This is a genomic window from Aliidongia dinghuensis (assembly GCF_014643535.1).
Classification (GTDB): Bacteria; Pseudomonadota; Alphaproteobacteria; order ATCC43930; family CGMCC-115725; genus Aliidongia; species Aliidongia dinghuensis.
Genome location: NZ_BMJQ01000003.1, coordinates 423547 through 434874 on the forward strand (window position 1 = coordinate 423547; position 11328 = coordinate 434874).

At 68.4% G+C, this 11328-nt stretch carries 10 protein-coding genes; 5 read left to right on the forward strand and 5 right to left on the reverse strand.

All coding sequences use genetic code 11. The annotated features are described in order from the left end of the window. Window positions 1–11 precede the first annotated feature (11 nt). The 4 genes from IEY58_RS07900 (at window position 12) to IEY58_RS07915 (ending at window position 6124) form a co-directional block, all read left to right on the forward strand. Window positions 12–1490: an aldehyde dehydrogenase family protein gene (locus tag IEY58_RS07900; RefSeq protein WP_189044310.1), complete on the forward strand. Its 1479-nt coding sequence runs from the start codon at window positions 12–14 to the stop codon at window positions 1488–1490. 6 nt (window positions 1491–1496) lie between these two features. Further along, window positions 1497–3125 carry a GMC family oxidoreductase gene (locus IEY58_RS07905; protein ID WP_189044312.1) on the forward strand — a complete coding sequence of 543 codons (1629 nt, stop codon included), beginning with the start codon at window positions 1497–1499 and terminating at the stop codon, window positions 3123–3125. Window positions 3126–3141: 16 nt separating this feature from the next. Further along, window positions 3142–3870, forward strand: coding sequence for a class II aldolase/adducin family protein (locus IEY58_RS07910; RefSeq protein WP_189044314.1), 729 nt, complete (start codon window positions 3142–3144; stop codon window positions 3868–3870). Window positions 3871–4057: 187 nt separating this feature from the next. Beyond that, window positions 4058–6124 (forward strand): serine/threonine-protein kinase, encoded by a 2067-nt coding sequence (locus tag IEY58_RS07915; protein WP_189044316.1) that lies wholly within the window; start codon window positions 4058–4060, stop codon window positions 6122–6124. A 52-nt stretch (window positions 6125–6176) separates the two neighbouring features. Here IEY58_RS07915 and IEY58_RS07920 read toward each other — a convergent pair whose 3' ends face one another. The 5 genes from IEY58_RS07920 to IEY58_RS34320 all read right to left on the reverse strand — a co-directional run bounded on the left by IEY58_RS07920 (window position 6177) and on the right by IEY58_RS34320 (window position 10126). Next, window positions 6177–6749, reverse strand: a complete 573-nt coding sequence (locus IEY58_RS07920) for an OmpA family protein (protein ID WP_189044318.1) — start codon at window positions 6747–6749, stop codon at window positions 6177–6179. A gap of 125 nt (window positions 6750–6874) precedes the next feature. After that, a complete protein-coding gene (locus tag IEY58_RS07925) occupies window positions 6875–7165 on the reverse strand; it encodes a PAAR domain-containing protein (RefSeq protein WP_189044320.1) in 291 nt (96 codons plus the stop codon). 17 nt (window positions 7166–7182) lie between these two features. Further along, window positions 7183–7767: a DUF6931 family protein gene (locus IEY58_RS07930; protein WP_189044322.1), complete on the reverse strand. Its 585-nt coding sequence runs from the start codon at window positions 7765–7767 to the stop codon at window positions 7183–7185. Between the two features lie 37 nt (window positions 7768–7804). Beyond that, on the reverse strand, window positions 7805–9751 hold the full coding sequence (locus IEY58_RS07935) for a type VI secretion system Vgr family protein (protein ID WP_189044323.1): 1947 nt from the start codon (window positions 9749–9751) through the stop codon (window positions 7805–7807). Between the two features lie 30 nt (window positions 9752–9781). Next, window positions 9782–10126, reverse strand: coding sequence for a hypothetical protein (locus tag IEY58_RS34320; protein ID WP_229743566.1), 345 nt, complete (start codon window positions 10124–10126; stop codon window positions 9782–9784). On the opposite strand from IEY58_RS34320, the gene IEY58_RS07940 reads away from it, so the two are divergent. Next, a complete protein-coding gene (locus IEY58_RS07940; protein WP_407648382.1) occupies window positions 10070–11290 on the forward strand; it encodes a tetratricopeptide repeat protein in 1221 nt (406 codons plus the stop codon). The genes IEY58_RS34320 and IEY58_RS07940 overlap by 57 nt on opposite strands. Window positions 11291–11328: the final 38 nt, after the last annotated feature.

An 11328-nucleotide genomic window follows, 5' to 3' on the forward strand; every position in this document is an offset into this window, starting at 1 on the left:
GGGAGCCCGTCATGACGGCATTCACGATCCCTGCGGGCGTACTGCCCGAGCACCGGGACCTCTATTACGGCGGCGCCTGGCACACGCCGGCAGCCGGCCGCTACATCACGAGTGCCGCGCCCGCGACCGGCCAGCCGATCGCCGCGGCGCCGGTCGCCGAGGCGGACGACGTCGACGCCGCGGTGCACGCTGCCCATGCGGCGTTCGGCGGCTGGCGCCGCATGCTGCCGGCCGAACGCGGCCGGCTCCTGCGCCGGGCGGCCGAGGTGCTGCGCGCCCATGCCGACGAGCTGGCGCTGCTCGACGCGCTCGACACCGGCAACCCGATGACCATGCTGGCTGGCGATGCCCGTTTCGCCGCGAACGGGCTCGACTATTTCGCCGGGCTTGCGACCGAGCTCAAGGGCGAGACCATCCCGATGGGCGACGGCAACCTCAACTACACGGTGCGCGAGCCGATGGGCGTCATCGCGCGCATCGTGGCATACAACCACCCGCTGATGTTCGCCGCCTTGCGCATCGCCGCCCCGCTTGCAGCCGGCAACACGGTCGTGGTCAAGGCGCCGGACCAGGCACCGCTGTCGCTTTTGCGCCTCGCCGAGCTGATCGGCGACATCTTCCCGGCAGGCGTGGTCAATTTCCTCGCCGGCGGCCGGGCGTGCGGCGAAGCGCTGACCCAGCATCCGCTGGTGCGCAAGATCACGCTCATCGGCGGCGTGCCGACGGGCAAGGCCGTGATGCGGAGTGCTGCGGACACGCTCAAGCCCGTGCTCTTGGAACTCGGCGGCAAGAATGCCCTCGTGGCCTATCCCGACGCCGACTTCGAGGCCTTGGTCCAGGGCCTCGTCCAGGGCATGAACTTCACCTGGGCCGGCCAGTCCTGCGGCTCGACCAGCCGGGTGTTCCTGCATGCCTCGATCCACGACCGCGTGCTGGAGGCAGTGGCGCGGCTCATTCCCGAACGGCACAAGCCGGGCCTGCCGACCGATCCGAAGACGACGATGGGCTCGCTCGTGAGTGAGGCGCAGCGCGACAAGGTCGAGGGCTTCGTCCGCTCGGCGCTCGACGAGGGAGCGCGGCTCGTGTGTGGCGGCAAGCGGCCGGCCGATCCGGCGCTCGCCAATGGCTTCTTCTACGAGGCGACCGTGTTCGCCGACATGCGCCCCGACATGCGGCTCGCCCGCGAAGAAGTATTCGGACCCATCATGTCGGTGTTCCGCTGGGACGACGAGGATCGGCTCTTCGCTGAGGTGAACGCGGTCGACTATGGGCTCACCGGCTCAATCTGGACCCGCGACCTCGCGACCGCCCATCGGGCGGCATCGCGCATCGAGACCGGCTACGTCTGGATCAACAACACGAGCCAGCATTTCCTGGGGGCACCGTTCGGCGGCGTGAAGCAGTCCGGCATCGGCCGCGAGGAGTGTTTCGAGGAGCTCCTGGAGTTCACCCAGGTCAAGAACATCAACGTCAAGCTCGCGGCCGCCTGACCCGAAATGGTCGAAAGCTTCGACTATATTATCGTCGGCGCGGGCTCGGCCGGCTGTGTGCTGGCCCATCGCTTGGGCGAGGATCCGGACGTCCGCATCCTGGTGCTCGAGGCGGGCGGCGCCGACCGCTCGCCGATCATCAAGATCCCGCTCACCTGGGGCCTGATCCTCAAGCACCGCATGTTCGACTGGGGCTATTTCACCGAGCCCGAGCCAGGCATGGACGGCCGGCGCATCGAATGCGCGCGCGGCAAGGTCGTGGGCGGCTGCACGTCCATCAACGGCATGGCCTATGCCCGCGGCATTCCGGAAGACTACGACCATTGGGCGAACGATTTGGGCCTCAAGGACTGGTCCTATGACCGGGTGCTGCCCTATTTCAAGCACTCGGAATCCTGGGAGGCGGGCGAAAGCGAATTGCGCGGCGGCAGCGGGCCGCTGACCGTCGAGACCCTGCGCTTCGAGGACCCGCTGGTCGAGGCGTTCCTCAACGCGACCGACCGCGCCGGCCACGGCCGGACCGACGATTATAACGGCGCCCGCTCGGACGGCTTCGGCCCGATGCAGGCGACCTTGCGCCGGGGCCTGCGCTGCAGCGCCGCCGTCGCCTATCTGAGGCCGGCGCTCGCGCGCGGCAATATTACGCTCCGCACCGGGGCGCTCGCGACCCAGGTGCTGTTCGAGGGCGCACGGGCAGCCGGCCTCGCCTATCGCCGCGGCGGCGCGACGCATGAGATCCGCGCCGAGCGCGGCGTGCTGCTGTGCGGCGGGGTCATCAACTCGCCGCAGCTGCTCATGCTGTCCGGCATCGGCGACCCGGCCGAGCTCCGACGCCACGGCATCGCGGTCAGGGCGGCGCTGTCCGGTGTCGGCCGCAACCTGCAGGACCATGTCGTGTGCGACGTGCGCTGGCGGCGGCGTACGCCGGGGCCGCTGCATCGCGGCTTGAGGCTCGACCGGATCGGCATCGACCTCATGCGCGCCTTCCTGTTCGGCACGGGCTTGGCGAGCCGCATCCCGGCCGCTGCCGTCGGGCTGGTGCGCAGCCAGCCCGACGTCGCGTTGCCCGACGCCCAGTTCATCCTGGCCGCCGGGCCGATGAATGCGGCGCCGCATCTCGAACCGTTTCTCAAGGCCTATACGGACGCCTTCGGCATCAAGGGCGTGATGCTGCAGCCGGAGAGCCACGGCACGGTCCAGCTCGCCTCGGCTGATCCCACGGTGCCGGCCGTCATCCGGCAGAATTTCCTCGCGACCGAGGGCGACCGGCAGACCATCCGCGCCATGGTGCGGCGCATGCGCGAGATCGGCGCCCAGGCGCCGCTCCAGCCCTTCATCGCCGAGGAACTGGCGCCCGGTGCCGGCCAGACGACCGATGCGGAGATCGATGCCTTCGTGCGCCGCACGGCAATCACGCTGCACCATCCGGTCGGGACCTGCCGCATGGGCGCCGACGGCGACGATGATGCCGTGCTCGACGGCCGCATGCGGGTGCGCGGGATCGAGGGCCTGCGCGTCGTCGACGGCTCCGCCCTGCCCCGCGTCGTCCGTGGCCCGACCAACGCGCCGATCCTGATGATGGCCGAAAAGATTGCCGACGACCTGCGCGGCCGCTCCAACCTGCCTCCCCATTGATCCCGGAGTTCCGTAGATGACCGTCTTGCCCAACGTCGACGCCCAGCTGCTCGAAGACCTGGTCGACGCCAACCACATCCTGTTCACCGAAGGCGTGGTCGATGCCTTCGGCCATGTCAGCGTGCGCCACGACAAGCATCCGGACCGTTTCCTGCTCGCGCGCAACATGGCGCCGGGCTCGGTCGAATCCAGCGACATCGTCGAGTTCGACCTGGACGGCACGCCGCTCAACGGCGAGACCCGGCGCGTCTATCTGGAGCGTTTCATCCATGGCGAGATCTATCGCGCCCGGCCGGACGTGATGGCGGTCGTGCACAGCCATTCGCCGTCGGTCGTGCCGTTCAGCATCGTGAAGAGCGTGCGCTTCAAGCCGGCCTGCCATATGTGCGGGTTCCTCGGCCACGGCGCCGACATCTTCGAGATCCGCGACGCCGGCGGGCCGGCGACCGACCTGCTGATCCGCGACCGGCATCTGGGCAAGGCGCTCGCCGACACGCTGGGCGCGTCGAACGCCGTGCTCATGCGCGGCCACGGCTCGACCGTGGTCGGCCCGACGCTGAAGCAGGCGGTCTACCGTGCGGTCTATACCGAGGTGAACGCCAAGCTGGTGTCGGAAGCGCTCAAACTCGGCCCGGTGGAATATCTCTCGCCCGAGGAAGCGGTAACAGCGCTCGCGATCGAAAAGGAGATCGAGCGGCCGTGGCAGTTCTGGAAGGCGGCGGCACGCGAAGCCCGCGCCAGATAAGCCGAAAATCGGCGTCCACTATCGCCGCATGTGGGCGCCACCACTATCGAAAGTGGCGCGAAGTCCCTATACTCGGGCGCATCGGAAAGATGCCCCCGAGGGTGGGCGTCGTCTTCGTTCTGGGCGGCGGCCGATCCTTTCCATGCACCTTCCGGCTGGTTTCCGCCTCCGTCGTTAGCGAGCCTTCATGTCAGGTCTGACCAACCCTCCCGGAAACGACCTGCCCGCCTCCAAGAGTGCCGACGACAACGAGGCGACGATCTTCGCGCCGCAACCCGCCAAGCTCGCCGCAGCCGGCGGCGAGACGGTGGCGCCGACCTCACCACCGGCCGCCGCCGATCCCGCTCCATCGACCGACCCCGCCACGCCGACCGGCTCGACCTCCGGGCCCAAGGTGGTGCCGAGCCTGGCCTCGATCACGACCGGCGCCATTCTGGCCCATACCTACGAGATCGAGGCGCTGCTGGCGCGCGGCGGCATGGGCGAGGTCTATCGGGCGCGCCATACGGAGCTCGGCTCCCAGCACGCGATCAAGGTGATCCTGCCGCAGCTCGCGAGCGAGGCGCGCTTCATCTCGCTGTTCCAGGAGGAGGCCCGCAAGCTGCGGCGCGTGCGCGACGACGCGGTCGTGGGTTACGAGGGTCTGTTCCTCGACGAGAACGGCCTGCGCTACCTGGTCATGGAATTCGTCGACGGACCGTCGCTCGCCCACGTCATGGCCACGCGGCGCTTCTCGACGACCGAGATCCTGCAGCTGCGCGACCGGGTCGCGCGCGGCCTGGCCGCAGCGCACGAGAAGGGCATCTATCACCGCGACATCTCGCCGGACAACATCATCCTGGTCGAGGATCGGACCGACCAGGCGAAGATCATCGACTTCGGCATCGCCAAGTCGACCGAGCCCGGCGACCGCACCGTGGTCGGCCAGGATTTCGCCGGCAAATATTCCTGGGTCTCGCCGGAACAGCTCGGCCTCTACGGCGGCACGGTCGACGGCCGGTCCGACATCTACAGCCTGGGCCTGGTGCTGGCCGCCGCCGCGATCGGCCGGCCGCTGCCGATGGGCAATTCGCCGATCTCGGTCATCGAGGCGCGCCGTGGGGTGCCGGACCTCAGTGCCGTGCCCGAGGAACTGCGCGCCGTGATCGCCCCGCTGCTGGAGCCGAACCCGGCGGACCGGCCGCAGTCCATGCGCGACTTGCTTGCCGGCGTCCCGGCGCCCGCGCGCAGCGCGCCGCCGCAGGTGAAGCAGGAGCCGCCGCCCGATTTCGACTTCCTGGCGCCGGCGGAACCGGCCAAGCACGAGACGGCACTGCCGCCCCCGCGTCCGGTAGAGGCAGCGCCCGCCAAGCGCCGCTCGATGGCTCCGGTCGCAGGCGCCGCCGTCGTCGCCGTCGCAGCGATCGCCGGCGCCGGCTGGTACTTCCTGCGCCCGACGCCCCCGGCTGCTCCGCCGATTGCCAGGCCGGTCACGCCGACCGCCCAGACTGATGCGACCCAGCCCCAGGTCCAGCAGCAGCCCCAGACGCCGCCAAGCCAAACGACGCCGACCCAGACCGCAACCGCTCCCGGTCCGGCGCCGCAGCGCGAGGACGTGCTCGCCGCGGCCCAGCAGGTGACGGCGGGCTACCAATGCGCGCATCTCACCGTCTCGCTCGGCGACGACCTCAAAGGCACCGTGTCGGGCTATGTCGCGAGCCAGCTCGACCTCTCGAGCCTGCGGGCGAACCTGGTCGGCGTGCGCGGCGCCGAGATTGCGGCGAGCGGCGTCCAGGTGCTGGAACGGCCGTTCTGCACCGTGGCTCAGCTGCTCGACACGAACACGACGGAAGACGCCCCGGCGGTCGAGTTCAACCGCTCGACCAAGATCTATCACGACGGCGACAAGCTGGTGCTGAACGCGCGGACCGGCGACCGCGACGGCTATCTCTATGTCGACTACATCGACAATACCGGCAGCGTGGTCCACATGCTGCCGCTGCCGGGCAAACCCGCAGCTCTCATCAAGGCCGGGACCCGCGTGACGCTCGGCACCGCGTCGCCGACGCCGAAGCCCAACGAGAAGATCTACGAAGTAAGCGAGCCGTTCGGCGCGAACATGATCGTGACCTTCGTCTCGCCGAAGCCGCTGTTCGACAAGAGCCGGCCGGAGCAGGAATCGTTCGATCAATACGGCGACGCGCTCGACGCAGCACTCCGGCGCACCGGTCCCGGCGTCATCTCGAGCTACAGCCTGTTCGAGACGCACAAGTAGGCGCTCCCGGCCCCAAGCTCCCGGCTATAAAGGCCGGGAGCTTGCCGGATCGCTACTCGCCCGCGATCGTGACTTGGACGCGGCGATTGACCCCGCTCGTCGGGTTGGCCGGGTCGAGCAGCTGGGTCTTGCCGTAGCCGACGGTCTTGAGCCGGTTCTGGTCGATGCCGTACTTCGCCACGAGGTAATCCTTGACCGCCGCCGCCCGGCGCTCCGACAGCGCGAGATTGGCCTCGTCGGAGCCGACCGCGTCCGTATGGCCGGCGATCTGGAAGCTCGCGTCCTTGAGCGAGGGATCGGTCAGCGCATGGCCGAGATTATCGAGCGCCTTGGTGGCCGGGCCGGTGAGCGCGGCGGAATTGAAGCCGAACTCGACCTTGAGGTTGGCCCCGGCCGAGGCAGCCGGCGGGGCCGGCGGCGCGTTGCTGACACGCAGGCCGCGCGTCACCGGCGGCGAGGCCTTCAGGCAGTCGACGATCTGCGTTGCGTTGAGCGAGCCGGCGCATTTCGTGCTGTTGGTGGCCTGGGCCGAGGCGGCGCCGTCCCAGCCGAGCGCCACGAACAGCCCCAACGCCACCATGACCGGCAGCCGACTAAAATGCAGCCGGCGAAAATTCGGAGTCATGAACGATCCCCTCTGGTCAAGACCGGGCCGGGACGTCCCCCGCAATACCCTTGAGAGTCCTACAGCATTTTACCGGAACGGACCGGTGATCTCCATCACCGGCTGAACCGGCACCACCCGTTCGCTCAACCGACCAGAACGGTCGGGCAGCCGATGACGATCATGCCGCCGTGCGCCGTCGAATCGCCCATCCGCGCAGCCGGCAGGCCGCCGATCAGCACGGTCTGCGCGCCCATGGCGATCGCGTCAGGTGGCCCGACGCAGGTGCACATGTCGCTGACGCGCGCGGCCGGCAGGCCGCCGATCAGCACGGTCGGCGCGCCCGGCGGCAGGATCGGCCCGCCGACATGGGGCACGGGGCCGGTGGTCATCGGGCAGACATGCATGTCGCTGATGCGTGCGGCCGGTTGGCCCATGGCTTAGCCCTCCCCGCTTATGCCGGCGCCGTGTCGCGGCCGCGCCCGCCGCCGGCGATATTGGCGCCGTAGGCGAGGAACTGGCGATAGCGGTCCGGTGCCTGTTGCGGCTCGGTCTGCAGAGCCGACAGCATGATCGACCCGGACACCGCAAGGCCGGTCAGATGCTCGGCCGGCGGCACCACCGGATTACCGGCCGGCGACAGGCTGCCGCCCGACCAGAAGGCACCGACCGCGGCCCAGCTGGACGGCGTGTCGAACTGGGCGGCCTCGGCCTTCGCCATCGCCGCGCGGCGGTTCTCCTCGGTCGGGCGATAGACCCAGTCCTCGGCAGCCTTGAGCGCCGCCTCGATCTCGGGCCGCGCATCAGGCGGCAACCGGTCGCGGGCGCAGAGACAGGCCCACCATACCGCCTCGCGCTTCGGCAGCCCGCGCGCGAGGAAGCGCACCGCATCGGCAAAAAGCTCCTGTGCCACCAACGCCTCGAATAGCGTCTGCGCCGCGGTGCCGGGCGCGTTCAGCGCCTGCGCCTCCGGCGTCAGCGCCAGGCCCTGGCAGATGTCCGGCACGGGGAGCGTCACTTTCTTGAACGGCAGAGACAAGCCCTCTCTCCTCTTGTGGTCGCGTCCTCGTCGGCCGTCAGCCGATCATCGTGAGCCCGCCCTTCAACTGTAGCATGCCGTCGGCGGATACCTGAACCATGGCGCCGGAAACCTGGGTCTGGGCGCTGCCCGCGACCTTGATCATGACGCTCGACAGCGTGATCTGCGCCGGCTCGATCTTGACCGAGCTGCCGCCGACGGTGAGCTCGATCGCCTGCGCCGCCGTGACCGAGATCTTCCCGGCGTTGACGCTGATCGTATAGTTGCCGGCGGTGACGGTCAGGCTCTCGTTGCCCTGCGACACGGTCGTGCTGTTATCACCCTGCGATACCGTGATCGCCCGCTTGCCCTGCTTGATCGTGACAGTCTCGTTGCCCTCTTCGACCGTCTCGGTCCGGTTGTTCTTGATACTGATGGTCTGGTCGTGCAGCACCTTCAACGTGTCGTCGTTCTCGACGACCGTGTTGAAGTCCTTCTGCGCGTGCATATAGACCTCTTCGGACCCCTTCTTGTCCTCGAAGCGGATCTCGTTCGAGCCGCCGCCGCCCTTGCTCGAGTTGCTCTTGATCGTCGACTGGGTCTGGTTCGCCGGCAGCGCATAGGGCGGCATGCTGGTGCCGTTGTAGACCCGTCCGGTCACGATCGGACGATCCGGATCGCCCTCCAGGAAATCGACGATGACCTCCTGGCCGATGCGCGGCAGGAACATCGCCCCCCATTTCTCGCCAGCCCAAAGCTGCGATACGCGCAGCCAGCAGGAGCTGGTCTCGTCTTTCTTGCCCAGCCGATCCCAATGGAACTGGACCTTCACCCGGCCATAGGAATCGGTCCAGATCTCCTCGCCGGCCTTGCCCACGACCATGGCGGTCTGCGGCCCGCGCACGATCGGGCGCGGCGTCGCCCGCGCAGGCCGGAACGGCAGGCTGGATTTGGTCGCCACGATCGAACAGATGAACGCGTCCCCGCTCGGGGCACCCGATACGAATTCGGCGGACTGCGCCGAATAGGACGAGGCGACGATGAGATATTGCTGGTCGTAAAGGGCGGAAACCGGATGCCCCGTCAGCGTGAAGAGCCGGCCGGCGCCGATGCCACGCACGTCGCCATGCCCGTGATAGAGCTCATACTGCGACTCCAGTTCCTCGATGCGGACGCCAGCCAGCCTGGCACCGCCCTGGCCCACATCGTAGCCGCCCGGATAGTCATAGATCTCGAGGTCGGTTCGGGCTTTCGGCAGAGCGCTGGGCTTCTCCGACAGCAGGCGGCTACGCGGCGCCGTGAAGTCGAAGTCCGTATGAGTGTATTTGCCGCTGCGGATCTCGGTCGAGACCGACCAATCCTCGAGGCAGTCGGCCTCCCGGCGGTCGGCGTCATCGGGCGGATAGTAGGGCACCTTCGCATAGCCGGGCGCCGTGCTGTGCGCGCCGACGCCGTCGGCCAGCACCAGCGTGTGCTTGCCGTCCTCGTGGGTGAAGTAATAGTAGATGCCCTCCGCCTCCATCAGCCGGCTGACGAAATCGAAGTCCGTCTCGCGGTATTGGACGCAATAGTCGCGCGACGGATAGGTCTTCGACAGCGAGTTGGTGAAGTCGGAGAAGCCCAGATCACGAAACACGGACAGGATGATGTCCGGTGCCGCCTTGTCCTGAAAGATCCGGCAATCGGCCACCCGCGTCAGGAACCAGAGCCACGGCCGGAGCGTCACCCGGTAGGACGACAGCCTGAGATCGCCTCCCGTATGGGCAAACTGTGTTACGACGCCGTTGAAGTAGCGCTTGGTGTCGTCCGGCAGGTCGGCCGTGATGGTCATCCGCTCGCCAAGCAGGTCTTTGGACGTGATCGTGTGCTTCTCGCTCAGCAGGTCGAGCGTGAATTCGAACAAGCCGCTCAGCTGTTCCATGCCGCTCATTCGGTGAAGCAGCAGCACATCCTCGCCGAGCGGCGAAGATACGGAGAATTGTCGTTGCGTCTGGCTGAAGGGCATTTCGCTCGCCTCTGTTCGCACCGCTGCAAATTAGCGGATTTGTCCCTCGCCGCCGAGCCTGCTCTTGCCGATCGAAGCATCGGCCGCGACGAGTTCGGATGACCTGTTGGCGGCCCGCCGCCGGTTCCCTATGATCCTGATCGCCTTTGCTTGCAGGAAATCGATTCCGCTCGGCTGTGAGCCCACCAGAAATTTCAACGTCCGTCGAGAAGTTCGCGAGGTGCGGGAGTGTCCGATCTGGATGAGCTGTTGAGATCGGCGGTCGCCCGGCATCGCGCGGGCGAGCTCGATGCGGCCGAAGCCGCTTATCGGGCCCTCATTGCCCAAAATCCGGAAAACGCCAGCGCGCTTCATTTCCTGGGCGTCCTCAGCCATCAACGAGGCGATGACGCGGCGGCGCTCGAGCTGATGCGCCGTGCCCTGGCGCTCGCGCCCGACGACGTCGCCGCCCTCAACAACCTCGGCAACATCCATCTCGAACGGGCCGCACTCGCCGACGCCGAGGGGGCCTATCGCAAGGCACTCGCCTTGCGGCCGGACTTCGCCGACGGCCACAACAATCTTGGCCTGGTGCTGGGCATGCTGGATCGGCCGGAAGAGGCCGAGGCGGCGCTCGAACGCGCGATCGCCCTCGAGCCACGCCGGGCCGATTTCCATCACAACCTGGGCCTGCTGCTGCGCCGGCGCGGCGCGCTCGCCCGGGCGATCGCCACCTTCCGGGCGGCGCTCACGCTCGATCCTGGCCGCAGCCGATCGTTCGAGGCGATGATCCAGGCCCAGTACCGCCACAGCCGGACCCCGGCGGACACGATCGCGACGCTGAAGGAATGGCTGGCGCGCGATCCCGACCATGCGGGCGCCCGCCATATCCTGTCGGCGCTGACCGGCGAGGGTATCGAGCCGCGCGCGTCGGACCGCTACATCAAGCGCCTGTTCGACGGGTATGCCACGAGCTTCGACGAGCATCTGGAGCACCTCGACTACGTGGCGCCGCGGCTGCTTGCGGCAGCCGTCGGCCGCGCACTGGGCGCACCCGGCGGCCAATTGAGCGTGCTCGACGCCGGCTGTGGCACGGGCCGGTGGGCCGAGCTCCTCAGGCCCTTCGCCCGCGAGCTCGTCGGCGTCGACCTGTCGGGCGGCATGCTGGAACAGGCGCGGCGCAACCGCGGCTACGACCGGCTCGAGGAAGCGGAGCTCACCGCCTATCTGGCGGCGCATCCACGCGCGTTCGACCTGGTGTTTTCTGCCGACACGCTCGTCTATTTCGGCGACCTGGGCCTGGTCACCCGGGCAGCGGCCGACGCGCTTCGCGCGGGCGGCTTGTTCGCCTTTACGGTCGAGCAGCTCGATGACGACGGGACGGGCGCGCCCTTCGTCCTGCACTATAACGGCCGCTTCGCCCATGCCCGCCACCATCTGGTCGAGGCCATGGGCGCGGCCGGGCTCGACATCGCCAGCCTCGAAGCCGGCGCGCTCCGCAGCGAGCGCCACAAGCCGGTGAACGGCTGGGTCATGGCTGCCCGCAAGCCACTCGACTGACCCGAGGCCCGTCGTTTCCGCCAGCGCCATGGCGGGGG

Coding starts and splice junctions, on each gene's coding strand:
- IEY58_RS07900 (WP_189044310.1), top strand. CDS start 12: ATGACGGCATTCACGATCCCTGCGGGCGTACTGCCCGAGCACCGGGAC.
- IEY58_RS07905 (WP_189044312.1), top strand. CDS start 1,497: ATGGTCGAAAGCTTCGACTATATTATCGTCGGCGCGGGCTCGGCCGGC.
- IEY58_RS07910 (WP_189044314.1), top strand. CDS start 3,142: ATGACCGTCTTGCCCAACGTCGACGCCCAGCTGCTCGAAGACCTGGTC.
- IEY58_RS07915 (WP_189044316.1), top strand. CDS start 4,058: ATGTCAGGTCTGACCAACCCTCCCGGAAACGACCTGCCCGCCTCCAAG.
- IEY58_RS07920 (WP_189044318.1), bottom strand. CDS start 6,749: ATGACTCCGAATTTTCGCCGGCTGCATTTTAGTCGGCTGCCGGTCATG.
- IEY58_RS07925 (WP_189044320.1), bottom strand. CDS start 7,165: ATGGGCCAACCGGCCGCACGCATCAGCGACATGCATGTCTGCCCGATG.
- IEY58_RS07935 (WP_189044323.1), bottom strand. CDS start 9,751: ATGCCCTTCAGCCAGACGCAACGACAATTCTCCGTATCTTCGCCGCTC.
- IEY58_RS34320 (WP_229743566.1), bottom strand. CDS start 10,126: ATGGCTGAGGACGCCCAGGAAATGAAGCGCGCTGGCGTTTTCCGGATT.